At 66.6% G+C, this 24,884-nt stretch carries 21 protein-coding genes and 5 pseudogenes; 12 read left to right on the top strand and 14 right to left on the bottom strand.

Translation table 11 applies throughout. The features are described from left to right. Nucleotides 1–5: 5 nt before the first annotated feature. On the bottom strand, nt 6–872 hold the full coding sequence (locus AT701_RS27100; RefSeq protein WP_058126957.1) for an Fpg/Nei family DNA glycosylase: 867 nt from the start codon (nt 870–872) through the stop codon (nt 6–8). A gap of 42 nt (nt 873–914) precedes the next feature. Here AT701_RS27100 and AT701_RS27105 point away from each other — a divergent pair, with 42 nt between their 5' ends. After that, nucleotides 915–2,663: an FUSC family protein gene (locus tag AT701_RS27105; RefSeq protein WP_371746387.1), complete on the top strand. Its 1,749-nt coding sequence runs from the start codon at nt 915–917 to the stop codon at nt 2,661–2,663. Here AT701_RS27105 and AT701_RS27110 read toward each other — a convergent pair. Both AT701_RS27110 and cobF read right to left on the bottom strand, forming a co-directional pair. After that, nucleotides 2,628–3,017, bottom strand: a complete 390-nt coding sequence (locus AT701_RS27110) for a phage holin family protein (RefSeq protein ID WP_011730612.1) — start codon at nt 3,015–3,017, stop codon at nt 2,628–2,630. The genes AT701_RS27105 and AT701_RS27110 overlap by 36 nt on opposite strands. 6 nt (nt 3,018–3,023) lie before the next feature. Beyond that, on the bottom strand, nt 3,024–3,764 hold the full coding sequence (gene cobF / locus AT701_RS27115; RefSeq protein ID WP_003896950.1) for a precorrin-6A synthase (deacetylating): 741 nt from the start codon (nt 3,762–3,764) through the stop codon (nt 3,024–3,026). Between the two features lie 117 nt (nt 3,765–3,881). Between cobF and AT701_RS27120 the strand changes: the two genes are divergently transcribed. The 4 genes and pseudogenes from AT701_RS27120 to AT701_RS27140 all read left to right on the top strand — a co-directional run bounded on the left by AT701_RS27120 (nt 3,882) and on the right by AT701_RS27140 (nt 8,883). Further along, the gene (locus tag AT701_RS27120) at nt 3,882–5,111 is read left to right on the top strand and encodes a diiron oxygenase (protein ID WP_011730613.1); all 1,230 of its coding nucleotides are present in this window, start codon (nt 3,882–3,884) and stop codon (nt 5,109–5,111) included. A gap of 115 nt (nt 5,112–5,226) precedes the next feature. After that, nucleotides 5,227–6,240 (top strand): annotated as a pseudogene (locus AT701_RS34395) (chemotaxis protein CheB). Next, nucleotides 6,224–6,985: an ATP-binding protein gene (locus tag AT701_RS27135; RefSeq protein ID WP_011730614.1), complete on the top strand. Its 762-nt coding sequence runs from the start codon at nt 6,224–6,226 to the stop codon at nt 6,983–6,985. Before AT701_RS34395 ends, AT701_RS27135 begins: the two are co-directional and overlap by 17 nt. 47 nt (nt 6,986–7,032) lie before the next feature. Beyond that, a pseudogene (locus AT701_RS27140) lies at nt 7,033–8,883 on the top strand (CheR family methyltransferase). On the opposite strand, the gene AT701_RS35135 reads toward AT701_RS27140, so the two are convergent. Together AT701_RS35135 and AT701_RS27150 are read right to left on the bottom strand one after the other, a co-directional pair. Further along, nucleotides 8,880–9,200 carry a hypothetical protein gene (locus AT701_RS35135; RefSeq protein ID WP_223495796.1) on the bottom strand — a complete coding sequence of 107 codons (321 nt, stop codon included), beginning with the start codon at nt 9,198–9,200 and terminating at the stop codon, nt 8,880–8,882. The pseudogene AT701_RS27140 and the gene AT701_RS35135 sit on opposite strands and share 4 nt — an antisense overlap. A gap of 43 nt (nt 9,201–9,243) precedes the next feature. Then, complete coding sequence (locus tag AT701_RS27150) at nt 9,244–9,960, bottom strand: GAF and ANTAR domain-containing protein (protein WP_003896957.1); 717 nt, start codon at nt 9,958–9,960, stop codon at nt 9,244–9,246. A 98-nt stretch (nt 9,961–10,058) separates the two neighbouring features. On the opposite strand from AT701_RS27150, the gene AT701_RS27155 reads away from it, so the two are divergent. Together AT701_RS27155 and AT701_RS27160 are read left to right on the top strand one after the other, a co-directional pair. Beyond that, nucleotides 10,059–10,943, top strand: a complete 885-nt coding sequence (locus AT701_RS27155; RefSeq protein WP_003896958.1) for an LLM class flavin-dependent oxidoreductase — start codon at nt 10,059–10,061, stop codon at nt 10,941–10,943. 159 nt (nt 10,944–11,102) lie between these two features. After that, nucleotides 11,103–12,317, top strand: coding sequence for an MFS transporter (locus tag AT701_RS27160; RefSeq protein WP_003896959.1), 1,215 nt, complete (start codon nt 11,103–11,105; stop codon nt 12,315–12,317). Nucleotides 12,318–12,323: 6 nt separating this feature from the next. On the opposite strand, the gene AT701_RS27165 is transcribed toward AT701_RS27160, so the two are convergent. After that, a complete protein-coding gene (locus tag AT701_RS27165) occupies nt 12,324–12,887 on the bottom strand; it encodes a hypothetical protein (RefSeq protein ID WP_011730617.1) in 564 nt (187 codons plus the stop codon). Nucleotides 12,888–13,100: 213 nt separating this feature from the next. Here AT701_RS27165 and AT701_RS27170 point away from each other — a divergent pair, with 213 nt between their 5' ends. The 4 genes and pseudogenes from AT701_RS27170 (at nt 13,101) to rnhA (ending at nt 16,214) form a co-directional block, all read left to right on the top strand. Next, entirely contained in the window at nt 13,101–13,412 is a 312-nt protein-coding gene (locus AT701_RS27170) for a hypothetical protein (RefSeq protein ID WP_011730618.1), read from the top strand. Between the two features lie 172 nt (nt 13,413–13,584). Continuing rightward, nucleotides 13,585–15,001, top strand: a pseudogene (locus AT701_RS27175) (sugar porter family MFS transporter). A gap of 22 nt (nt 15,002–15,023) precedes the next feature. After that, the gene (locus tag AT701_RS27180) at nt 15,024–15,650 is read left to right on the top strand and encodes a VOC family protein (protein WP_003896963.1); all 627 of its coding nucleotides are present in this window, start codon (nt 15,024–15,026) and stop codon (nt 15,648–15,650) included. A gap of 84 nt (nt 15,651–15,734) precedes the next feature. After that, entirely contained in the window at nt 15,735–16,214 is a 480-nt protein-coding gene (gene rnhA / locus AT701_RS27185; RefSeq protein WP_003896965.1) for a ribonuclease HI, read from the top strand. On the opposite strand, the gene AT701_RS27190 is transcribed toward rnhA, so the two are convergent. Both AT701_RS27190 and AT701_RS27195 read right to left on the bottom strand, forming a co-directional pair. Next, on the bottom strand, nt 16,180–16,725 hold the full coding sequence (locus AT701_RS27190) for an HPP family protein (protein WP_003896966.1): 546 nt from the start codon (nt 16,723–16,725) through the stop codon (nt 16,180–16,182). The genes rnhA and AT701_RS27190 overlap by 35 nt on opposite strands. Before the next feature lie 274 nt (nt 16,726–16,999). After that, nucleotides 17,000–17,980, bottom strand: coding sequence for a GlxA family transcriptional regulator (locus tag AT701_RS27195; protein WP_058127737.1), 981 nt, complete (start codon nt 17,978–17,980; stop codon nt 17,000–17,002). An 84-nt stretch (nt 17,981–18,064) separates the two neighbouring features. Between AT701_RS27195 and AT701_RS27200 the strand changes: the two genes are divergently transcribed. Further along, nucleotides 18,065–18,841 carry an NAD(P)H-dependent oxidoreductase gene (locus AT701_RS27200; RefSeq protein ID WP_003896968.1) on the top strand — a complete coding sequence of 259 codons (777 nt, stop codon included), beginning with the start codon at nt 18,065–18,067 and terminating at the stop codon, nt 18,839–18,841. Here AT701_RS27200 and AT701_RS27205 read toward each other — a convergent pair whose 3' ends face one another. From AT701_RS27205 to AT701_RS34405, 6 genes and pseudogenes are all read right to left on the bottom strand, one after another. Further along, a complete protein-coding gene (locus tag AT701_RS27205) occupies nt 18,842–19,468 on the bottom strand; it encodes an FABP family protein (RefSeq protein ID WP_011730621.1) in 627 nt (208 codons plus the stop codon). 97 nt (nt 19,469–19,565) lie between these two features. Then, nucleotides 19,566–20,024, bottom strand: coding sequence for a MarR family winged helix-turn-helix transcriptional regulator (locus AT701_RS27210; RefSeq protein WP_223495798.1), 459 nt, complete (start codon nt 20,022–20,024; stop codon nt 19,566–19,568). 43 nt (nt 20,025–20,067) lie between these two features. Beyond that, entirely contained in the window at nt 20,068–22,335 is a 2,268-nt protein-coding gene (locus tag AT701_RS27215) for an ATP-dependent DNA ligase (protein ID WP_058126958.1), read from the bottom strand. Nucleotides 22,336–22,431: 96 nt separating this feature from the next. Continuing rightward, nucleotides 22,432–23,229 (bottom strand): annotated as a pseudogene (locus AT701_RS27220) (ABC transporter ATP-binding protein); the annotation flags it as partial. Between the two features lie 29 nt (nt 23,230–23,258). Continuing rightward, a protein-coding gene (locus AT701_RS27225; protein ID WP_085976171.1) for an IS3 family transposase occupies nt 23,259–24,484 on the bottom strand; the annotation gives its coding sequence in 2 pieces (ribosomal slippage) (nt 23,259–24,253 and nt 24,253–24,484; 1,227 coding nt in all). 106 nt (nt 24,485–24,590) lie between these two features. Then, nucleotides 24,591–24,884, bottom strand: a pseudogene (locus tag AT701_RS34405) (ATP-binding cassette domain-containing protein); the annotation flags it as partial.

The following is a 24,884-nucleotide window of genomic DNA, read 5'->3' on the forward strand; positions in this document are numbered from 1 at the left end:
GCCCGCTATTTGAGCAGGCGCGACATCCGCCGGTCGGCCAGCACCTTACCGCCGGTCTGGCAGGTCGGGCAGTACTGGAAGGACTTGTCGGCGAACGAGACCTCCCGCACGGTGTCGCCGCACACCGGGCACGGCAGGCCGGTGCGCGCGTGGACCCGTAGGCCCGAGCGTTTCTCGCCCTTCAACGTCGCGGCCTGCTGCCCCACCGAGCGGCTCACGGCATCGGTGAGCACCGTGATCATGGCGTCGTGCAGCGCACCGAGTTGCGCATCGGTGAGCTTGCCCGCGGTCGCGAACGGCGACAGCTTGGCCACGTGCAGGATCTCGTCACTGTAGGCGTTGCCGATGCCCGCCATCACCTTCTGGTCGGTGATCACGGTCTTGATGCGCCCGGAGTTGCCCGCGAGCACCCCGGCCAGGGCCGTCGAATCCAGCGACAGCGCGTCGGGACCGAGACTCGCGATCTGCGGGACGTCCATCGGATCGCGGACCACCCACACCGCGAGCCGCTTCTGCGTGCCCGCCTCGGTGAGGTCGAAGCCCTGGGAGTCCCCCAAATGCACGCGCAGGGCGATCGGCCCCTTCCCCGGCTTGAGCGGCGTGGGTGCGAGTTTGTCCGACCACCGCAGCCACCCCGCGCGTGACAGGTGCGTGATGAGGTGCAGCGGCGCGCCGCCGGATTCGACTTCCATACCGAGGTACTTGCCCCAGCGATGGGCCGCCGTGACGGTGCTGCCGTGCAGCGCCGCGACCGGCGGATCGAACGTCTTGAGCACCGACAACGCGGACACGTCGACGCGTGACACCACCCGGCCGACCGCGTGCCGGCGCAGGTGATCGGCCAGTGCCTCGACCTCGGGCAGTTCGGGCATGCCTTCCAGTGTGTCAGCCGAACGCCGACCATGCTGGTAACCATGTCCGAACGGCACGCGCCGGAACCCGTCGGTAATCCCCTGCGCGGCATCTTCGTGGTCAACCGGGTCGCGGGGCGCTGGCCGTTCGCGCTGCGTGCGGCGATCTGCATGGCGGTGCCGGTGCTGGTCGGCTGGTCGGCCGGGAACACGTCCGCCGGCCTGATCGCCACCATCGGCGGGTTCACGTCGCTCTACGGCAGCGGACGGCCCTACCTCAATCGCGGTGTGTTCCTCGGCGGCGTGGCGGTGACGTTCGCGGTGGTGGTGGCCCTCGGCGACTGGGCGTCGCGGCACGTGTGGCTCGGCGTGGCCACAGTGACCGTGATCGCGATGGTCACGGTGCTGGTGTGCCACGCGTTGTCGGTCGGGCCGCCAGGGGCGTACATGTTCGTGCTGGCCTGCGCGGCGGGGACCGGCGCGCCCGGCACCGCCGACCTGGGCCCGGTGCGGATGGCGTTGCTGGTGCTCGCGGGTGGATCGTTCGCGTGGTGCGTGCACATGCTGGGTGCCCTGATCCGCCCGCGCGGTCCGGAGAGGGCCGCGGTGCGCGACGCCGCGCTGGCGATCGCCGAGTACATCGACAGCATCGGCGGCGACGCGAATGCCGAAGGGCAGGCCCGCCACCGCGCGGCCACGCTGCTGCACACCGCATGGGTGACGCTCGTGACGTTCCAGCCCGTGCAACCGAAACCCGATCAGGCGCTGTACCGGCTGCGGGTGGTCAACCGGCGGTTGCATGTGCTTTTAGCCGACGCGATGCGCGCCGCCGACGCAGGCACCGCTCCCCCACCCGGCGGTGCCGCGTTCGCCCGCGAACTCGCGGCCATCCCCCCGCTCACCGATGAGCATGGCGCTGAAGGCGTTCCGCTCGGCAGGCCCGGCGCGGGCCAACTGCTGCGCCAGGCGCTGCGCCCGGGGTCGATGTCGCTGCGACTGGCCGCGAGAGTCGCTGTGGCCGTGGCGATCTCAGGGGCCATCGCGGTCGGGTTCGCCGAGGCGCTCGCGATCGACCGCGCCTACTGGGCGATGGCCGCGGCAGTGCTCATGCTGCACCAGGGTTTCGCGTGGGTGCGCACCGTGACCCGCAGCGTCGAACGCATGGTGGGCACATGGCTGGGCCTCGGTGTCGCGGGCGCGATCCTCGCGGTGCATCCGCAGGGCGTCTGGCTCGCGCTGACCATCGGGGTGCTGCAGTTCGTCATCGAGATGTACGTGGTGCGCAACTACACCCTGGCCGTCGTGTTCATCACCCCGGCCGCGCTGACCATCTCGTCCGGCGGTGCGGCGATCACCGATCTCGGTGCGCTCCTGTGGGCCCGCGGTGTGGACACGCTGATCGGTTGTGCGGTGGCGCTTCTCGCCTACCGGGCGACGCAGCGAATGCGCGCCCCGACGGCATTGTCGACGGCGATCACGCGGACCCTCGACGCGGTCGACGCGACCCTGCCCCACCTCGGCGCCGGCGCGGCGACCACCGGTGCGGCCCGCACCCACCGCCGCGACCTCCACGTGCGCGCGATGGCGCTGCTGCCGTCATACGACGCCGCGGTCGGCGGTTCGGCCGCCCAACGGCGCGCGGCAGAACGGTTGTGGCCCACGGTCGTCGCCGCCGAGCAGCTGGCGTACCGCACGCTGGCGGCGTGCTGGGCACTCGAACGCGACGGCGACGTCGACGCGGCGCGCGACACTGCCGACGCACTGGCCGAGCAGGCCTCAGACGTTCGCGGCCGCCTTGACGAGGGACAGTAGCCAACTGACGACCGACAGCACGATGGCCGCCCAGATCGCGGTCCACCAGAAGTCGTCGATGTGCAGACCCCAGTGCGTGGTGTGGTCGGTGATCTGCGACGTGATCCACAGCATCAGCGCGTTGATGACGATGTGGAACAGTCCGAGCGTGAGGATGTAGAGCGGGATCGACAGGATCTGCACGATCGGCTTGATGATCGCGTTGACCAACCCGAAGATCACCGCGACCACGAAGATGATGCCGACCCGTGTCAGCGTCGAGTCACCACCGACGAAGCTCATCCCCGGGACGATGAGAGTGACCACCCAGAGCGCGAATCCGGTCAGTGCGGCGCGCAACAGAAATGAGCTCATGATGGCTCAGTCTGCCGAGCGCAGCAGGTAGGTGTCCATGATCCAGCCGTGGCGTGTCCTGGCCTCGGCGCGCATGCGCACGATGTCCTCTGCCACGTCGCCGACCGTGCCGGCCACCAAAAGTTCGTCGGGCGTGCCCAGATAGGCGCCCCACCAGATCCGCGTGCGCGGATCGCACGTGCGGAACGAGCAGTCCGCGTCGAGCATCACCACGGCGCTGCCGGTCAGGCCGTGCTCGCGAAGGCGCCGGCCGGTGGTGATCAGGACCGGTTCGCCGACGTCGTTGAGCGGGATGCGGTGACGCGCCGTGAGTGCCTGGATCGCGGTCACACCGGGAATCACGTCGTAGTCGAATTCGACGTGCTCGCCGACCATCTCGAGGATGCGCAGGGTGCTGTCGTACAGCGACGGGTCGCCCCACGCCAGGAACGCGCCCACGCCGTCGGGTCCGAGTTCGCTCTCGATCGCGCGCGCCCAGATGCGTGCGCGTTCGGCATGCCAGTCCGCGACGATCTGCCGGTAGTCACCATCTTCGGCCCGTTTCGGGTCGGCGAGTTCGACGAAGCGGTAACGGGCCTCGGTGATGAACCGCTCGCAGATCAACCGCCGCAGCGCCACCAGTTCGTCCTTCGATTGGCCCTTGTCCATGGCGAAGAACACCTCGGTGTCGTTGAGCGCGGCGACGGCCTGCGCGGTGACGTAGTCCGGATCTCCGGCTCCGATACCGATGACGTGGATGCGACGCACACGCGAAGGCTAACGACCCGACCGTCGTTACCCCAAGTACCCGGTACCGCTGGTATTGACTTGTCGATCTTCCTTGCCTACCTTCGAAGTAGGAACCCGACGAAGGGAACGTCAACGGTGACCACTTCGGTTCGATCTGCCGCCACCCGCGATGAGTACGCCGAACGCCTGCTGAAGGGCTCGGTGAAGAGGTCTTATGCCCCGGTCGTCGACATCGAATGGGACACGCCGCTGGAGCCCGACAAGTTCTTCCTGCCGCCCAAGCTCGTGTCGCTGTACGGAACACCGTTGTGGGAGAGCATGTCCCGCGAACAGCAGATCGAACTGTCGCGCCAGGAGCTGGCCAACACCCTGTCGGCGGGCATCTGGTTCGAGAACATCCTCAACCAGGCGCTGTTGCGCAAGATGATGCACCAGGACCCGACGGCCCGCGCGACGCACTACGAGCTCACCGAACTCGGCGACGAGACCCGGCACATGGTGATGTTCGGCCGGGCCATCGAGCGCATAGGCGCCAAACCGGTCCGCCCGCGGCTGTACCAGCGCATGATCATCAACACGCTGCCGTTCTTCTTCCGCGGTTCGGTGTTGTGGGTGGCCGCGCTGATCGGCGAGGAGATCTTCGATTCACTGCAGCGGCAGATGATGGACGATCCCGAACTCCAGCCGTTCGTGCAGCGGGTCATGCGCATCCACGTCACCGAGGAAGCGCGGCACATCCAGTTCGCGCGCGACGGCCTGCGCAAGCGCACGTCGGACATGGGGTGGCCCACGCGCGTGTGGGTGAGCAACCTCAACGGCCTCGGCGGCCTGTTCTTCCGCCACCTGTTCAGCCACCCGATCCAGTACCGGCGCGCAGGCCTCGACGGCCGCGCGGGCCGGCGCCTCGCCAGGGCCAGCGCACACCGCCATGAGGTGCAGGTCGCCGGGTTCGCCCCGCTTGCGGCGTTCCTCGAGGAGGTCGGCCTGATGGGCCGCATCGGGCGACGGATGTGGCGGCGCTCCGGATTCCTGCCGCAGGACCACACCCCCACCGTGCGTCACCGCGGCATCGCCGCGGGGACCGAACCCGCGATCGACGAGGACGTGTACGACGGCTTCGCGGTCCTCGACAACGGCGATCGTGACAGCCGGGTCCGTGTCCGTCTGACCGGCCACCTCGACCCGATCGACGGCCGGTACCACTGGCAGGGCTCGATACTCGACGCCGACATGGTCGCGGGCACCGGGCCCGTGCGGTTGACCATCGGGCAGCGCAGTGCCGACGCGCGCATCGTCGAACGCACGGCCCAGAGCACGTACACCATCGCCGGTGTCGGCGAACCCCCGTTCACGCTCGCCGAGTAAGAGCGCAACGCCCGAGCGCTACCACCTGCGTCATCACTCCCGCGGTTTCAGGGATTGCCCGTCGGCGACGTTTCCTGCGCGCATACTTGGGTAACAAGAGCCCGCGGGGGGCGATATGACAAATTTCGATTCAAAGCACGGGGTGGTCGCGATCGGCGCATCGGCCGGTGGTGTGGAAGCGTTGACTCGGTTGGCTGCCAACCTGTCTCGCGATCTTTCCTATGCCGTCGTGGTAGTCCTCCACATGCCTGCCAATGCACCCAGCGTGCTGGCCAGAATTCTCGATCGCGCAGGGCCACTCCCGGCGGTCACCGCTGTCGACGGCGCCTCCCTGGAGGCAGGCACGATCCACGTCGCCCGGCCCGGCCGCCACCTGATGGTGCACGACGGACACGTCGTGCTCAGCGAAGGACCCACCGAGAACGGGCACCGTCCCGCGGTGAATGCACTTTTCCGATCGGTCGCGCTGGCGTAGGGCCCACGTGTGATCGGCGTCCTGTTGTCGGGGGTGCTCGACGACGGTGTTCTCGGTGCCGCGGCCATCAAGAGACGCGGCGGGCTGGTGATCGCGCAGTCGCCGACAGACGCGCTGTTCCCCGCGATGCCGACGAACGCCATGCATGCCGGGGTGGTCGACCATGTTGCGGACGCGGCCGACATGGGTGGGCTGATAAAGCAGCTGAGCGAGCGGACGATCGAGGAGCGCGACATGGAGCCCGACGATTCCATGGAACTGGAGAACCGCATCGCCATGGCCGGCAGGTTCTCGACCGATTTCGATTCCGAGGCGCTCGGTCCCCCCTCCGGTTACATCTGCCCGGACTGCAACGGGTCACTGTCGACCGTCAGCGAGGGCAACTTCCGCTGCCGCGTGGGGCACGCCTGGACCGCGGACGCGCTGCTGCGGGCGCGGGACCAGGAGGTCGAGGGCGCGCTGTGGGTCGCGCTGCGCAGCCTGGAGGAGAAGGCGAAGCTGTCGAGGAAGCTCGCGGAGAAGGCCGGCGCAGGGCTGATGGCGCGGCGGTATGAAGAACTCGCCACAGAGGCCGAGCACGCGGTGTCGGTGCTCAGTGAACGGCTGGCGGAGGTGGGCAGGCAAGTGGGGGACCTCGGTGACCAGATCACGTAGTCCGATCACCATCTCGGTCACCTCCCGCGGCGAGATCACCCTGCTGACCGTCGACGGTGTCCTGGACAGCACCACGTACCGCGAAGTGCGCGACACGGTGATCAAAGCCGCGTTGTCCGAACCGCGCGCGGTGGTGGTCAACGTCAGCAGGCTCGTGGTCCCCACCGAAACGGCGTGGTCGGTGTTCACCAGCGCCCGGTGGCACGTGTGCGTGTGGCCGGATGTCCCGGTGTTGCTCGTATGCGATCATCAGCAGGGTCGTGCCTCCCTATGGCGCAACGGAATTCAACGCTACGTTCCGGTGTGCTCGACACTGGACGAGGCGTGCGCGACGGTGCTCGCCGATCGCATGAGCCCACTGCGCCGCCGAGCGCGCGCGCATCTGCCCGCCGTGCACTCCAGTGTTCGACGGTCGCGGGAATTGGTCACCGACTGGCTGCTCAACTGGTCGCTGACCAAATACATCCCGGTGACCTGCGTGGTCACCGACGCCCTGGTGGAGAACGTCCTGGAGCACACCCTGAGCGCGCCGAAGATCATGCTCGAGAACCGAGGTGACACCGTCAGCATCGCCGTGGAGGACGAGAGCCCGGCACCGGCGGTACGTCACGAGGATCCCTACCGTGGCGGCGGCAGGTTGTCGGGCCTGGCCCTGGTGGCCAGCATCGCCCGGTCCTGGGGTTGCACACCGACCACGACCGGAAAAACGGTTTGGGCGCTGATCGGTCCCGAGAGTTGCTTCTGACCGCTAGTAAGGTCACAGTCGCGACACACCGCGGGCGATGGGATGAGATGGAACAGGCCGACGAATCGTTCGAAGCACTGCTGCGCTACATGCGTGACTCGCGTGGGTTCGACTTCACCGGTTACAAACGCACATCGTTGATGCGCCGCGTGCGGCACCGCATGGACCAGGCGGGTCACGACACGTTCGAGGAATACCTCGACGTATTGCAGGCCAGTTCCGACGAGTTCTCGGCGCTGTTCAACACGATCCTCATCAACGTCACGGCGTTCTTCCGCGATCCGGAGGCGTGGGAGTTCATCCGCAGTGACGTGATCCCGCGCATGCTCGCCGAACGCGGACCCGACGACCCCATCCGGGTCTGGAGCGCCGGTTGCGCGTCCGGGCAGGAGGCGTAGACGCTGGCGATGCTGCTCGCCGAGGCGCTCGGACCCGACGCCTTCCGTCAGCGCGTCAAGATCTACGCCACCGATGTCGACGAGGACGCGCTCACCGAGGCACGCGCCGCCTCGTACGACGCGAGAGCCGTCGAATCGGTGCCGCCGACGCTGTTGTCGACGTACTTCGAACATGTCAACGGCCGCTACGTCTTTCACAAGGACCTGCGACGCGCGGTGATCTTCGGCCGCAACGATCTGGTGAAGGACGCACCCATCTCGCGGGTCGACCTTCTCGTGTGCCGCAACACGCTGATGTATCTCAATGCCGAGACACAGCGAAACGTCATCAGCCGCTTGCACTTTGCGCTCGGGGCACAGGGGACGCTGTTCCTCGGCCACGCCGAGATGCTGCTGAGCCATGCCGACCGGTTCGCGCCGCTGAACCTCAAGCACCGGATCTTCCGCAAGGCCGCGGGGTCGCATTCAGGCATCGAACGTTACGACCCGACCGCCGCGATGTACGACCGTCACGGCGACCTGCCCGGGCTCACCACGGTGCGGGACCTGGCCTTCCGCGCCAGCCCTGTCGCGCAGATCGTGGTGACCGGCGAGGACACCGTCGCGATGATCAACCAGCAGGCCGAGTCCATTTTCGGGCTCTCGGCCCGAGACATCGGGCGTCTGCTGCGCGACCTCGAGATCTCCTACCGGCCGGTCGAACTGCGCGCCTACATCGAGCAGTGCAAGGTCGAGCGCCGATCCGCTCGCATCCAGGACGTGAAGTGGCAGCGTCCTGGCTCGGAGACCGTGTGGTTCGAGATTCACGTGAACCCACTCGTGGACAACGAGAACGGCTTGCTCGGTGTGTCCATCGTGTTCTTCGACGTCTCGGCCACCCGCGCGCTGGTCGACAAGGTTGTCCAGACCAACCGCCAGCTCGAGGCGGCCTACGAGGAACTGCAGTCCACCAACGAAGAGCTTGAGACCACCAACGAGGAACTTCAGTCGACGGTGGAGGAACTGGAGACCACCAACGAGGAACTCCAGTCCACCAACGAAGAACTCGAGACCATGAACGAGGAGTTGCAGTCCACCAACGACGAACTGCACACCATCAACGACACGCTGCGTGACCGCAGCATCGAACTCGAGGACGCACGGACCTTCCTCGATTCGATGGTGAACTCGATCCAGCTGGGGATGGTGGTCGTCGACCGCGAGATGCACGTGGTGGTGTGGAACCGGCACTGCGAGGACCTGTGGGGTCTGCGCGCCGACGAGACCGTGGGAACCCCGTTGACGTCGCTGGACATCGGCCTGCCGCTCGATCAGGTGCGGCCGCTGATCGGGAACGCCTTCGTCGACGCCGGCGACCCGGGCGAGGTCGTCGTCGATGCGGTCAACCGGCGCGGACGTGCCGCGCGCATCCGGGTCACGTGCGCGCCGTTCCGGTCCCCCGAGGGCGGCGTGAAGGGTGCCTTGTTGTTGATGGAGGACCAGCTCGCGGCGCACTCCTAGCCTGCGTCACCCGCGGCCTCGTCGGCGACGGCAGCCGCTGCGTGCCGCTCGGCTTCGGCGCGGTGTACCTCGGCGGCGTTCTGGTGCATATCTGCTTCGTCGTCGTCGGCCGTGAGGGCGGCCTGCTCGTGCATCGCTGCCGCGCGCAGGTGAGCTGCTCTGGCATCCATGTGCCGCCGAGCGGCCGAGTGATGCGCGTCCAGCGCATGCTGCCTGGCCTGTTCTGCGCGTTTCCTGGCCGTTGCGACGTCATCAGCTGTCGAAGCTCGACCCTGCACAAGTGCGGTGCGGCGCTCTGCGAGCTCCTTCGCCCTCACGTCTGCAGCTTTGGCACGCGCCTCGTGTGTGGCGTCGTGAGGATCACTGGGTGCTGACATCGGCCGGCCGTTCAGCGGTGGTGACGATCTCGCGCGCGACGTCCACCAGGGGTGTGTTGGCGCCCTGCGAAAGCTTCTTGAGGACTTCGAACGCCTGCCCGGCGTCGATCCGGTACCGCTCCATGAGCATGCCCTTGGCCTGGCCGATGAGATCGCGTGATGCCAGAGCGCTGCGGAACTGTTCGTCGCGGCGCATCAGGCTCCACATGAGCGCGGCGTGCGTCGCGATGATCAGACCCGACTCCACGGCCTCGGCATCGAAGGCGCCCGCGGTCTCGGAGTAGAAGTTCAGCGCGCCCATGGTCTGGTTGTCGGCGTAGAGCTGGAACGCGACGACCGAGCGGATCGGCGTCTCTAACAGCGCCTGGCGGCAGTACGCGGGCCAACGCTGCTCGGACTCCATGTCGTCGATCCGGATGACGTGCTGTTCCCACGCCGCGGCGAGGCATGGCCCGTTTTCGACACGCTGCTGGATCTCGTCGAGGATCTCCGGGTACTCGCCGGTGGCTGCGGCCGTACGGACCTTTCCGTCGCGTCCGGCGATCGTGATACCCGCGTACTGAGCGCCGGCGACATATTCGACGGCGCTCTCGGTGAGCTCGCCCAGTACGGCGTCGACGTCGGTCGCGCGACGTGTGTGCACGTCGCGGATCAGATTGCTGATCTGCTGCGAGATCGCCTCGTTCTGGCTCACCGACATGTTCCACTCCGGTCGACATCGATCGATCAAGGATAACGTGGCCTGCGGGTATTCCGATCCGACCACACCGAATTTAGAACACGTTCTAGTGTGTGCATATGCGGTTCACATATGCCGAAGCAATGACCGATCCCACCTACTACATCCCGCTCGCGCAAGCGGCCGAGGCCGCCGGATACGACGCCATGACCATTCCGGACAGCGTCGCCTATCCGCTCGAATCCGACTCCAAGTACCCGTACACCCCCGACGGCAACCGCGAGTTCCTCGACGGCAAGGCGTTCATCGAGGCGTTCGTGCTGGCGTCGGCCCTGTGCGCGGCGACCACGACGCTGAACTTCAACTTCTTCGTGCTCAAGCTGCCGATCCGCCCGCCTGCCCTGGTGGCCAAACAGGCCGGATCGCTCAACGCACTGTTCGACAACCGTCTGGGTCTCGGCGTCGGCACCAGCCCGTGGCCCGAGGATTACGAGTTGATGGGCGTGCCGTTCGCCAAACGCGGCAAACGCATGGACGAGTGCATCGACATCATCCGCGGGCTGACCACCGGCGAGTACTTCGAGTACCACGGCGAGTTCTACGACATCGCCAAGACCAAGATGACACCAGCGCCGTCCAAGCCCGTGCCGATCCTGGTCGGTGGCCACGCCGACGCCGCGCTGCGCCGTGCCGCACGCTGCGACGGTTGGATGCACGGCGGCGGCGAGCCCGAGGAACTCGACCGACTCCTCGCGCGGCTCAAGCAGTTCCGTGAAGAGCACGCCGAAAAGACCGGCGAGGCACCGAGTGAGGACTTCCAGATCCACGTCATCTCGATCGACGCGTTCACCGTCGACGGCATCAAACGCCTTGAGGACAAAGGCGTCACGGATGTCATCGTCGGCTTCCGCATCCCCTACATCGAGGGCCAGGACACCGAGCCGCTGGACAAGAAGATCCGCAACCTCGAGTGGTTCGCCGAGAACGTGATCGCCAAGGTGTGAGTTCCAGGCTGTAGAGGTCACGGGCGACGGGCCGGTGTAATCCGAACCACGTTCATTTGTCGGAACATCGGCCCGCCCGCTAGCGTTGCACGCGTTGTTCTCGCCAACGCCGTCCGAGAGCTCAGGAGAATTCCCCAGCAATCGGAAGAGCTGTATTTGATGACGACGTCCCTGCAACCGAACCGGCCCGCCTCGGTCGTCGCCACCGACACCACCGTTCGGTGGCTTGCGGTGTTCGCACTGGCGCTCGGTGGTTTCGGCATCGGGACCGCCGAGTTCGTCGCGATGGGCCTGCTGCCCGACATCGCGACCGGTTTCGGCATCACCGAGCCGACCGCGGGTCACGTCATATCGGCCTATGCCCTCGGCGTCGTGGTCGGTGCGCCGGTGCTCGCCGCGGTGACCGCCCGCGTGCCACGCCGGGTGTTGCTGCTCGGCCTCATGGCGGTGTTCACGCTCGGCAATGTCGCGAGCATGGTCGCGCCGTCGTACCCGACCCTCGTGGTCGCGCGCTTCGTCGCGGGCCTGCCGCACGGCGCGTACTTCGGTGTCGCCGCGCTCGCGGCCGCGCACCTGATGGGCCCCGCCAACCGCGCCAAGGCCGTCGCGCACGTGCTGTCCGGCCTGACGATCGCCACGGTCCTGGGCGTGCCGATGGCCTCGTGGCTCGGCCAGGCGCTCGGCTGGCGCAGCGCGTTCGGGCTCGTGGTGTTCGTCGGCGTGCTGACGCTGGCCGCACTGTGGTTCTGGCTGCCCGAACAGTTGCGCACCATGCACATCTCCAGCCCCCTGACCGAACTCGGCGCGCTGCGCCGCCCGCAGGTGTGGCTCGCGGTGCTCGTCGGCATGATCGGCTTCGGCGGCATGTTCGCCGTGTACACCTACATCAGCACCACGATGACCGACGTCGCCGGCCTGTCACGCGGGCTCGTGCCGCTCGCGCTCATGGTCTTCGGCTTCGGCATGGTGATCGGCAACCTGCTCGGCGGACGGTTGGCCGACCTCTCGGTGGTCCGCGCCCTGTACGTGTCGCTGGCAGCCCTCGGGATCTTGCTCGCGGTGTTCGTGGCGGCCTCGCATCATCCGTGGTCGGCGCTGCTGGTCCTGTTCGGCATCGGCGTCGCCGGTTCCGCGGTGGGCCCCGCGTTGCAGACGCGACTCATGGACGTCGCGCACGACGCGCAGACGCTCGCCGCCGCGCTCAACCACTCCGCGCTCAACATCGGCAATGCGACCGGTGCATGGGTCGGTGGGCTGGTGATCGCCGCGGGCTTCGGTTACACCGCACCAGCCGCCGCGGGTGCGGTGCTCGCGGTCGGCGGTCTGCTGGTGCTCACGCTGTCGGTCGCGGTGCAGCGCCGCTCGAAGACCTGAGCTCGACTATCTGAGCTGGTCCTCGCATCTGGAGGTCAACCCCGAGAAGTGCACGGCGGGCATGCCGTCGACCGTCGTGAAGTCGGTGCCCGGCGCCCACTCGGCACCAGGGGTGATCCATGGCGGCACGTCGTGCGGGTATGCGATGGTCAGGTCGGAGTAGAACCGCGCGTTCGCCGGGCACGTCGGGCTTTCCGACGGTTGCGGGTTCCAGGCATGCACCACAACGGGATTCAGCAGCCGCCTGCCCTCGGCACAGTTCGGCTGGCATTCGATCGCGTTGTCGACGCCGGTGCCGCGCGCTCCGTCCGGACCCCACTGGGTCCACGTCATCTCCTGCAGCACGCCGGTCTTGTCGCAGTTGTAGTCGAACACCTCGGGCCGCTGCGGCAGCGGATGCTCCGGGTCGTAGCACATGCCGATCGCGTACACCTCGTTCTCGGGGATCGTGCCGCTGTCGGGTGCCACGGGTTCCGCCGAGGCCGGCCCGGCCGACAACATCAGGGCGGCGACGGCCGCAGCGGTCACAGCCGAAGTCACAGCTGTCGACTCAGCGAAGTGGCGGGTCATGTGTCACTCCTCGTTGCGGCTCTCGTAACCACACTTACGGCTTTCCGGTCGACGGGGATGCTAGCAACCCGCCGGAGAGTACGCAGCACGTTCGAAAACTGCTGAGAAAAACATGTGAATTCGCGGAATTTTCTTCAGCCTTCCGAAATTGCAGTCAGTAGACGGTGATCGGGCGAGCGGGATTCCCGATCCGTCTGAAAAGAAGGGTTGGAAATGAGTTCGGAGAAGACGAAGAGATACACTCTCGGCGCCCTCGGGATGGGCGCCATTGCTTCGGCGGCCCTCTGTATGGCGGGCACCGCTTCGGCCGCACCGACAGAGCAGTCGGTGGAACAAACCGTGAAGAGCCTTCAGACCAGCGGCTATCACGTCATCGTCAACAAGACCGGCGCCGCTCCCCTGTCCAGTTGCAAGGTGGTCGGGGTCCGCCCGGGCCAGACGCACTCCACCAATGATTCGCGGGGCGGGGGCTCCATCAAAACCACGATCATCTCGCAGACCGTCTATGTCGACGTCGCCTGCTGATCGGGAATAACCACCGGCGTGCATTTGTTGCAGCAATTCAAACCGTAATGCGGTTTGACAGTAAATGACGCCAAACAATCGGCCGCACAATGTTGTGCGGCCGATTGTTTTGTTTTTCTATGTACCGGGTAACTTCCTGAGGCCCCAACCCGAACCTCAGGAGCCCGACCCGATGAGCACCGATACCCAAGACTCGGCGGACGCGCGAGCGAAGACGCCAGGACAACTCACCGGCGCGGTCGTGATCGTCGCACTCGTGTCCGCGGTGTCGGGCATGCTCTACGGCTACGACACGGGCATCATCTCCGGAGCCCTGCTCCAGATCACCAAGGACTTCTCGATCGCCGAGGCCTGGAAACAGGTGATCGCGGCGAGCATCCTTCTCGGCGCCGTCATCGGCGCGCTGGTGTGCAGGTCACCTGTCACAGAAACGGGGCCGCAAGGGCACACTGCTGATGCTGGCCGTGGTGTTCGTGATCGGCTCGCTGTGGTGCGCGATCTCCCCCAACCCGGTGCTGCTGTCGGTCGGTCGGTTGGTGTTGGGATTCGCGGTCGGCGGCGCCACACAGACCGCGCCGATGTACGTTGCGGAACTCTCGCCGCCGAAGTACCGCGGCCGGCTGGTGCTGTGTTTCCAGATCGCGATCGGCGTGGGCATCGTGATCGCGACGATAGTCGGTGCGTCCGAACACATTCCGTGGCGCTGGTCGATCGGCGCCGCGGCTGTCCCGGCCGCGATCATGCTGGTCCTGCTACTGCGCCTGCCGGAGAGCCCGCGCTGGCTGATCAAGGACGGCGATCCCGACAAGGCACGCGAGGTGCTCGAGCGGGTGCGGCCCGACGGTTACGACATCGACGGTGAACTCGACGAGATGACCACGCTGGTGCGCAAGGAGCAGACCGCGAAGACCCGCGGCTGGCCCGGCCTGCGCGCGGCCTGGGTACGGCCCGCACTCATACTCGGTTGCGGCATAGCGATTTTCACGCAACTCAGCGGTATCGAGATGATCATCTACTACTCGCCGACCATCCTCACCGACAACGGATTCTCCGAATCGGTGGCGCTTCAGGTCTCGGTCGCGCTCGGCGTGAGCTACCTGGTGGCGCAACTCGTGGGCCTGTCGATCATCGACAAGGTCGGGCGGCGCCGGCTCACGCTCATCATGATCCCGGGTGCGGCCGTGAGCCTGTTCGTGCTCGGCACGCTGTTCGCCACCGGCCACAGCGGCCGCGACTCGGTGCCGTTCATCGTCGCGTGCCTCGTGGTGTTCATGCTGTTCAACGCAGGCGGCCTGCAACTCATGGGTTGGCTGACCGGTTCGGAGACCTACCCGCTGGCGGTGCGTCCGGCTGGGACGGCCGCACAGTCGGCGGCCTTGTGGGGCACCAACCTGCTCATCACGCTGACCCTGCTGACGCTGATCAGCGGGATCGGCGTGGGGCCCGCGATGTGGCTCTACGGGCTGTTCAACGTCGCGGCATGGCTTTTCGTGTACTTCCGGATGCCCGACCTGACCGGCCGCAGCCTCGAGGAGATCGAGGGCAAGCTGCGCGACGGCAAGTTCCGCCCCGCCGACTTCGCGCGCTGAGGGCTCACGCCATACTCCAGGCATGACGCTGACGGTCGCCTCGATCGACATCGCCGATCCGGCCGCGGCCTGGGCACGGGCCGGTTTCACGGTCGACGACGGCGTGTGCCACGTCGGCGGGGTACGCATCCGGTTGGGTGCGGCGGGTACCGGGATCACCGGATGGGTGCTGCGGGGCGTACCCGAACGGGTGACCGATCTGGACGGCATCCCGACGTCGCCATCCGACGCACCACCGTCGCAGCCTGCGGCCCACGCCAACGGAGTCGTCTCGATCGACCACGTCGTGCTGCTGTCGCCGAACCTGACCCGTACGGTCGGCGCCCTCGCGGAGCTCGGCGAAGCGCCTCGCCGCGAACGCGACGGCGAGCTGGGCGGGCAGCCGATCCGCCAGATCTTCTTCCGGTTCGGCGAGGTGATCATCGAGGTGGTGGGTGCACCCGACGCCGTGGGCGACGGACCGTCGTCGCTGTGGGGCATCACGTACGTGGTCGACGACATCGACGCCACCGCAGCATTTTTCGGTGACAACGCGCTGCCGGTCAAAGATGCCGTACAGCCCGGCCGCCGGATCGCCACGCTACGTGGCGACCGGCTCGGGCTGAGCGTGCGCAGCGCGGTGATCTCAGCGCCCGCGCGTCGGTGGTGATCTCGACGCCCGCGCGTCGGGGATGATCTTGACGCCCGCGCGTCGGTGAACCACCGGCACCACGCCGTTGCCTATCCTCTGAGCGTGAGCCAGGATCCCGTCATCATCCACACCGACGGCGGCTGCCGCCCCAACCCGGGCCCCGGCGGCTGGGGTGCGGTGCTACGGCACCGCGAGCACGTCCGCGAGATGTTCGGCGGCGAAGCGGCCGTGACCAGCAACAACCGCATGGAGCTGACGGCCCCGATCATGGCGCTCGAGGCCTTGACCCGGCCCGTCACGGTGCACCTGTACACCGACAGCACCTACGTGCGCAACGGCATCACCAAGTGGGTGCTGGGCTGGGAGCGCAACGGCTGGATGACCGCAGCCAAGCAGCCCGTGAAGAATGTCGACCTGTGGCAGCGCCTGCAGGCCGCGTGCGCGCGCCACCAGGTCGAGTGGTTCTGGGTGAAGGGGCACTCGGGCATCGGCGACAACGAGCTGGCCGACGAACTCGCGACCCGCGGACTGCAGGAGGCAGTGGGCCTCACCACCAGTAGTGCGGGTACTTCGCTCCGTTGAGCTTGTTGCCCGCCAGGCCGACCACCACGAGGATCACCGCGGCCGTGCCGACCAGGACGACGAACTCCCAGCGCGGGATCTCGGGCACCACGGCGATCATCGCGGTCGCCGCGGCCGGTGAGTGAGACATCCTGAGCAGCTTCATCATTCCGAGTGCCAGTGCGCCGGCCACCGCACCGGCCCACAACGCGTCGAGAGCCGTCATACCGACCATCACACCGACGATCGCCGACATCACGTGGCCGCCGATGACGTTGCGAGGCTGCGACAGGGGGAAGTGCGCGCCTCCGACAACGAGCGCCGCGCTGGCCGCCAGCGGCGGGATCAACCACGGGTCGTGCGTGATCGCCGTCAGCGACGCGATGATGGCGAGCGCCACCAGACTCACGATGGTCTCGACCACGATGACGCTCAACCGCTGACGTGGCGGGGCAGCGCTGCGGAACCAACTGGATCGACTCGGTCCCGACGTCCCGGATGTCTCGGCATCGAGCAACTCGACCGAAGTCACCGACGGCTCCGTCACAGGACCTCCCCGAATGAGAAACGCACTTTCGGGAGGCTAACGGCCCCAACGATGTTAACGGAATGTTAAGCCGGTTATCGCGTCATACATTCTGGTTATCAAGGCCCGCAACGCATTTGCTGGCGCGTCGCCGAAGGGTGATCGACACCGGTTATCGCCCGTGGTCGGACCCGGTGCGCCGGCGTCCCTTGGTCAACTGCACGGGGTCGATCTCGGTGTTCGGCCCCTCGCGGAACATGCTGCCGTCGCGGCGATGCGCTCAGCCGTCCCCCGATGACAGTTCGCGCCCGCGGAATGTGGCGCGGTACGCGCTCGGCGTCACGCCCATCGCGGACTGGAACAGCTGGCGCATCGCCGTGCCGCTGCCCAGGCCGGATTCGGCTGCGACCCGCTCGACCGGGAAGTCGGTCTGCTCAAGCAGTTCGCAGGCCCGGTGCAGGCGCTGTTCGGTGAGCCACTGCATCGGGGAGAGCCCCGTCTCTTCGCGGAACCGGCGGGTGAAGGTGCGCTTGCTCATCGCGCTGACGGCGGCCATGTCGTCGAGGGTGATGGCCTCATCGAGTCGTTCCGCTGCCCACGCGCGGGCCGCACCGGTCGCCGCGGTGGTGGGCTCGGGGACCAGGCGCTGGATGTACTGGGCCTGACCACCTTCGCGGTGTGGTGGCGTGACCGTGCCGCGGGCCACCTCGTTGGCCACCGCGGCTCCGAAGTCGCTTCGGATCATGTGCAGGCACAGGTCCAGGCCCGCGGCCACACCGGCCGAGGTCAGGACGTCGTCGCAATCGGTGAACAGCACGTTCGGGTCCAGTTCGATGTGGGGGAACAGGCGCCGGAAGTCGCCGGCCGAGCGCCAGTGGGTGGTGGCCCGGCGCTCGTCGAGGAACCCGGCGGCCGCGAGCACGAACGAGCCCGTGCAGATCGAGGCCATCCGGGTGCCGGGTTTGATGTGCGACAGCGCTGTGGCCAGTTCGGGGCTCAGCCGGCCCTGCGTGGGCGGTGCGTAGTCCTCGTCGGAGGCCGGAATGACGACGGTGTCGGCCTGTGCCAGCACGTCGGGCCCGTTGGCGACGTTGATGGTGAAGTCGGTGTCGGTGCGCACCGGCCCGGGTGTCAGCGTCGCCGTCACGACGTCGTACAGGCGCTCCCCGCTGGTCGATCGGGCCTGCCCGAACAGGCGGTGCGGGATCCCGACCTCCAGCGGGATCATGCCGTCGCGAACCAGGACTACTACTCGATGCATGGCCCGATTCTTGCGCATATTGACTCGCGGGCCACTAGTGCGGCCGTGTGCGGGTCACGATGCTGGATGTCAGGAGGTGATCACATGAAGGTCCTGTGGGTGTTCGCCCATCCCGAGCAGGCGTCGCTCAACGGTTCTCTCATGCAGGAGGGTCTGGGGATCCTCGAGGAACTCGGCCACGAATACCAGGTCTCGGACCTGTACGCGATGAAGTGGAAGGCCGCGCTGGACCGAGACGACTACACGCGCGACACCGAGGGCCGGTTCTCGGTGAGCCGGGCTTCGCAGCAGGCGTTCCGCACGGGCACGCTCAGCGCGGACATCGTTGCCGAACAGCGCAAGCTCGAATGGGCCGATCTGTTCGTCTTGCAGTTTCCGCTGTGGTGGTACAGCGTTCCGGCGATCCTCAAGGGTTGGATCGACCGTGTCTTCGTCAAGGGCTTCGCGTACGGCATCGTCGACCCTGAGAATCCCGGCCGTACACCGCGTTACGGCGACGGTCCGCTCGCGGGCAAGAAAGCGCTGACGATCCTGACGTCTGGCAGCCCGCCTGCGGCGCTGGGACCACGCGGTATCAACGGCCAACTCGACCAAGTGCTCTTCCCGCTGTTGCACGGCACGCTGTGGTACGTCGGCATCGCTCCCCTGGCGCCCATGTGCCTCTATGGTGCCGACCGTTTCTCCGGCGATGAGTTCGCTTCGGCGACAGCGGAACTACGCCGACGGATCGAAGCGATCGACGACGAGGAGCCCATCCCGTTCCGCCGTCAGAACGGCGGCGAGTACGACGCGGATCTCGTGTTACGGCCCGAACTGGCGCCTGGCGCCACAGGTATATCGGTGCACTATCACGACCGGTGATCAGTTGAGCCCAGAACCCGGATGGAACCGCTTGACGCGACGCAAGGTGTTCTCGTCGGTGTGATGCATCTCGGAACCGGTGGCGGCCAGTCGCAGTCGCAGATCCGACGTGTAGCTGAAGGCGCCGTCTTCGTCGAAGACGAAACTGCTGGTGAAGCCTTTGATCTCGGCACGGTCGAGCAGATAGCGGTTCTGCAGGATGCCGTAGCAGGGGTCACCGGGGGTCGCGTCGAAGTGCAGGATGCGATCGCCGATGGCGGCGTCACCGCCCGCGAGGATCGCGATACCCCGGCCGAACACCACATTGCGGATGACCTGACCATCGGCCTTGTCCCAGAGCAGAAACCCGATCTCGTCATGGAAGGGGTCCATCGCCTCTTCCCCGTGCCGCCAGGCGGTCATCGAGTAGCTGAGACCCCAGAGCACCTGCCGGCCGTTCTCCTGGAGCGGGATCGGCTTGAAGACGGCCTTTTCGAAGTAGGTGGTCCTTCCGATCTCATCGTCGTTGTTGTGGTAGCTGATGTCCACACCTTCGTCGCCCTCCCACTCACCGACCAGTGGGGTCAATGGTCCGAGTTTCTGCGGGCCGGAGACAGTGGTGCGGTCGAGCGTCTGCGCGCTGGTCATGACGATGCTCCGTTCAATCGATGCCTCGAGACTATCGAACGCATTTGTCTTGCACAAGACAAGTCTTGCGTCAGGCAAATCTGGAGCGAGCACCGTCTCAGTACGGAATTCGGGGGTCCTCGGGAGCCTGCAGCACCTCGTGCAGGCGCTCCAACGCGGCGATGCACTGCGAGCGCTCCTCGGAGCTCAGCCGATCCAGCGCCTTACCCAATTCGCGCCGGCGACGGCTTTCCACTTTTCGCACCAAGCGCCGGCCTTCGTCGGTGAGTGCGAGCACCACCGCACTGCGGTTGGCAGGATCCGGGCGACGGACCAGGTGGCCTGAGGAGTGGAGTCGGTCGACCAGGCGGGTGATGGACGATCCCCCGATTCCCAGCATCTCCGCACATCTGGTGGCACCGGCTTCGCCCAACTCATCGAGCACCCGCAGCAGCCGAAACTGTGGCAGAGACACTTCCAGGCCGTCGACGCTGCGCAGGGCCACACCCACCAGGTCGCTGGTGACAAGCTGAACAGCGACCACCTCGCGGGCCGTTGAGTCCGCCTTCTTACTCACCACTTCGCGAGTATCGCACGCTCGGCACCGTGCTGAGCGAGCGTCATTCCCACACCACCTCGTCGGGTGTCTTGTCCGGACGCAGGCCGCGCCAACTCGGTTGGCGCAACCGGCCGTCCGACGTGCGCTCGCTGTAGCGCACCTCCCCCACGAGTTCTGGGCGCACGAACGTGACGCCGCGCGCGTCGACCTTGGGCAGTGGCGCGTCGAAGGGCGATTCGTCGGTGTGCAGCGGTTTCAGCATGTCTTTGAGCTTGCCGAGTTCTTTTTCGGTGAAGCCCGTTCCGACGCGTCCCACGAACTGCAGGCCGTCGGGTCCCGGTATGCCGAGCACAAGTGCGCCGATGCCGCTGGACCGCCCGCCCTCACCCTGACGCCAGCCGCCGATCACCACCTCCTGGGTGTTCCAGATCTTGTCCTTGATCCACGACGACGAGCGTCGGCCCGGTTGGTACGTCGAGTCCCGTTTCTTGGCGACGACGCCCTCATAGCGTTTCTCACGGGCGTGTTCCATGGCCTCGGGCCCGTCACCCGACAACTGGTCCGGGACGATCAGGCTGCCACCGTCGGCCAGCGCCTCCAAGATCTTGCGGCGGTCGGAATACTTCGCGCGCAACAACGACCGGCCGTCGAGCCACAGGATGTCGAACGCCCAGAACTCGACGCGGGTCGAGCGGGCACGGTTCTGCATCTCGCCGAAGCTGGGAATCCCGTTGTTGTCGAGGGCCACCGCCTCGCCGTCGAGCACCACATGGTGGTCGGCGAGATCTGCTGCCAGCGCCTTGAATTGGGGGTATTCACGTGTGACGTCACGACCGGTGCGTGAACGTATCTGCAGCTTCCCGTGATCCACGTGCACGATGACGCGGTAGCCGTCCCATTTGCCCTCGAACGCCCACTGCGTGGCCTTGTACTTCTGCACCGATCCCTCGGTGGCCAGCATGGGCGCGAAATCCTCTGGCCGCGTATTCTTCTGGTCTTTCATGCGGTGCGCCAGCCAGTTCTTGCCCTTGGTCTGGATCAAGGCGTAACGGCCGTCGACCTTCTCGCCGTGCAGCGTGACGATGATCTCGCCGTGCGTGTCGTCGGGGTTGTCGAGTTCCTCGGGGACACGGAACTTCTCGGTCTCATAGGTGCCCGCATCCCAGATCACCATGTCGCCCGCGCCGTACTCGCCCTTTGGGATCGAGCCGTGGAACGTCAGGTATTCGATGGGATGGTCTTCGGTGTGCACCGCGAGACGGTTCTCGGCGGTGGTCTCGGGCAAATTCTTGGGCACCGCGAAACTCACCAGCACGCCGTCGCGTTCGAGCCGCAGGTCGTAGTGCAACCGTCGGGCGTGATGCTCCTGGATGACGAACTTGTCGTTGTTGCCCGTCGTCGGAATCTCTTTCGGGACCGGCTCGGGCGTCTTGGACGCGTCGCGCATGCTGCGGTAGGTGCTGAGCTTGTCGGCGAGCGGAGCGTCGGCGTCCAGCGGCGCGAGCAGGTCACCGTATTCGTCGAGGCGGTCCAGCACCTCGTCGAACCGCAGGTGCCGCAGTTCCGGGTCGGAGATCTCGTCCCATGTGCGCGGCGCGGCAACGGTCGGGTGGTCGCGCCCACGCAGTGAATACGGCGCGATCGTGGTCTTGGCCGCGTTGTTCTGGCTCCAGTCGAGGAACACCTTGCCGGCACGCAGGCTCTTGGTCATGGTCGCGGTGACCAGCTTCGGCATGGCCTGCTCCAACTGCTGCGCGACCCGGCGCGCGAGCACCGACGCCCCGCGTGAGCTGATCGGCTGGGCCAGCGGCACATACAGATGCAGGCCCTTGCTGCCGCTGGTGAGCGGGTACGTCTGCAGCTCCAGGTCGCTCATGAGCTCACGGACCTCGTGGGCCACCTCGCACAACTGCGTCATGGTGACGCCCTCACCGGGATCGAGGTCGAACACGATCCGGGTGGCCGGGCCCTGATCGCCGTCCTCGAACCGCCATTGCGGCACATGCACTTCCAGCGACGCCTGCTGCGCGATCCACGCCAGGCCCTCGCGCGTGTTGATGATGGGGTAGGTCGTGGTGCCCGACTTGTGCGTGATCGAGCCACGTTCCAGCCAGCTCGGCGCCGACGACGCCAGCTGCTTTTCGAAGAACGCCTCTTCCGCGACACCGTTGGGCCAGCGTTTGCGCGTCACCGGCCGTCCCGCGATGTGCGGCAGCATCACCTGCGCGATGCTGAGGTAGTAGTCGAAGACCTCGGCCTTGGTGGTGCCCGTGGCGGGATAGAGCACCTTGTCAGGGTTCGTCAGGCGAACCCGCTCATAGCGCTCCATCCCCCAAGGATGCCTCGTCGCGCCGATTTCTACACCAGGGTCGTGGTGGGCGAGTTATCCACAGCCCTGGTGCAGAAATCGGCGCAGCAGAGAAAGCTAGATCCGCTCGCCGGTGTCCGGGTGGAACAGGTGCACCACGCCGTCGGGCGACTTGCGCAGGCGCACCGTCTGGGCCAGCTTGGGCGCCCGGCGCGGGTTGCAGCGTGCCACGAGTTCGACGCCGGAGCCCGACGCGGCGTGGGTGTAGACGTAGGCCTCGCTGCCCAGGTCCTCCACGAGGTCGACGACCACCTCGACGCGGCCTGACTCCTCGATCTCCAGCTGCTCGGGCCGGATGCCGATGGTGACCTCGGACAGGCCGAGCTGGCTCAGCCGGGTCATCTGGTCGCGTTCGAGCTCAAGGGTGGAGTTGTCGCCCACCCGCACACCGTCGGGGACGATCGGCAGCTTCACCAGGTTCATCGCGGGTGAGCCGATGAAGCCCGCGACGAATTCGTTGACGGGCTTGTCGTACAGCTCGTTCGGGGAGGCGAACTGCTGGAGCTTGCCGTTGCGCAGCACCGCGACGCGATCACCCATGGTCATGGCCTCGACCTGATCGTGCGTGACGTACACCGTGGTGGTGCCGAGCCTGCGCTGCAGCGCGGCGATCTGGGTGCGGGTCTGCACACGCAGCTTGGCGTCGAGGTTGGACAGCGGCTCGTCCATGCAGAACACCTGCGGCTCACGCACGATCGCGCGTCCCATCGCCACGCGCTGGCGCTGACCACCGGAGAGCTTGGCGGGCTTGCGATCCAGGAACTGTTCGAGGTCGAGCAGCTTGGCGGCCTCTTCGACCTTCTTGCGCCGTTCGGCCGCGGGCACGCCACGCAGCTTGAGCGCGAAGCCCATGTTGATCCGCCCCGGCATGTCGGGAGGTTCTCTTATCTGAGTGCCTCCTCGGCATGAGGGTGCCGTTGGCGATGGTAGTAGAGCGCTTCGGCCCGATCGGGGGTCAGGTCCTGGCAGTAGCCGTTGGGTCGCTGACGGTTGTAGAAGGCCACCCATTCGGCGGTCCCCAGCGCCAGTTCGGTGGCACCGGGATAGAGCGGCTGGCGGTCGATGAGTTCGGTCTTGTAGCTGCTGTTCACCGATTCGGCCAGAGCATTATCGAAACTATCCCCGACGGATCCGACTGAAGGCAGGATCCCCTCAGCGGCCAGACGTTCGGTGAACGCGACCGCGGTGTATTGCGAGCCCGCGTCGCTGTGGTGGATAAGTGAATCCAAAGATGCTGCACCCGAACGCTTTCTGGTGTCGATAGCGTGGTCGATCGCATCGGTCACCAGCTTCTGGGTCATCTCGGTAGCCACCTTCCAACCCACGATCTTGCGGGCATAGACATCGGTGACGAACGCCGTGTAGGCCCAGCCGGCACGAGTCCGGCAGTAGGTGAAATCGGCCACCCACAATCGGTCAGGCGCACCGGCGACGAAATTACGCCGGACCCGATCCGGGGCTCGCGTCGCTGCCGGATCGGCGACGGTGGTGCGCACCCGCCGGCGCTTGCACGCACCCCGCCAACCCATCTCCCGCATGACCCGTTCCACGACACAGCGCGATACGTCGATACCATTGGTGCGCAATACAATCCATGTCTTACGAGCGCCCAGGACTCGGTACAGACTCTGCGATTGGCGAAGCTGCCAGATCGCATCGATCACCTGCGCATCGGCCCAGTCGGCTTTCGAGGGGCCCTGACGGGCGCGGTGGGCGTAATACGTCGACGGGGCGATCGTGACGCCGTACTCGGAAAGCACAGCGCACATCGACTCGACACCCCACTTGAGACCATCAACGCCCACCCGCATGTGCTGGTGGGCGCTGATGAACTCCACGACTACTGAGAGGGCCGGTCGAGCTCGGCGGCGAAGAAAACCGAGGCCGCCTTCAAGATCGCGTTGGCCCGCTTGAGTTCGGCATTCTCCCGGCGCAGCTTGCGCAGGACCTCGGATTCCTCGCTGGTCTGCCCCGCCCGAGAGCCGGCGTCGATCTCAGCCTGGCGGACCCATTTGCGCACCGTTTCGGCAGTACCGACGCCCAGCAGGTCAGCAACCCGGCCCATCGCCTCCCACTCCGAAACTGTCTCGCTGCGCAGATCGGCCACCATCTGCACCGCCCGCACCTTCAGCTCGTCTGGATACCGCCTCGATGACTTCGATCCCACGTGCCCATCCTTCCCAACGGAAGAACTCTCCAGACACGCCGGGGCGGATCATGTTCTCGGCGACGGTTTTGGTGGGGTACAGCGCGTAGTTCTGGAACACCATCGCGATGTCGCGGTCTTTCGACGGCACACCGCGCATGTTGCGGCCACCGATCTCGATGTCACCCTCGTCGATGTCCTCGAGGCCGGCCAGCATGCGCAGCGCCGTGCTCTTGCCGGAACCGGACGGGCCCACCAGGACCACGAACTCACCGTCGGCGATGTCGAGGTTCAGCGAGTCGACCGCGAGCTTGTCGGAGCCCTCGTAGATGCACGAGGCGTTGCGGTAAGTGATAGCAGCCAT

The organism is Mycolicibacterium smegmatis, assembly GCF_001457595.1.
GTDB classification, from domain to species: Bacteria; Actinomycetota; Actinomycetes; order Mycobacteriales; family Mycobacteriaceae; genus Mycobacterium; species Mycobacterium smegmatis.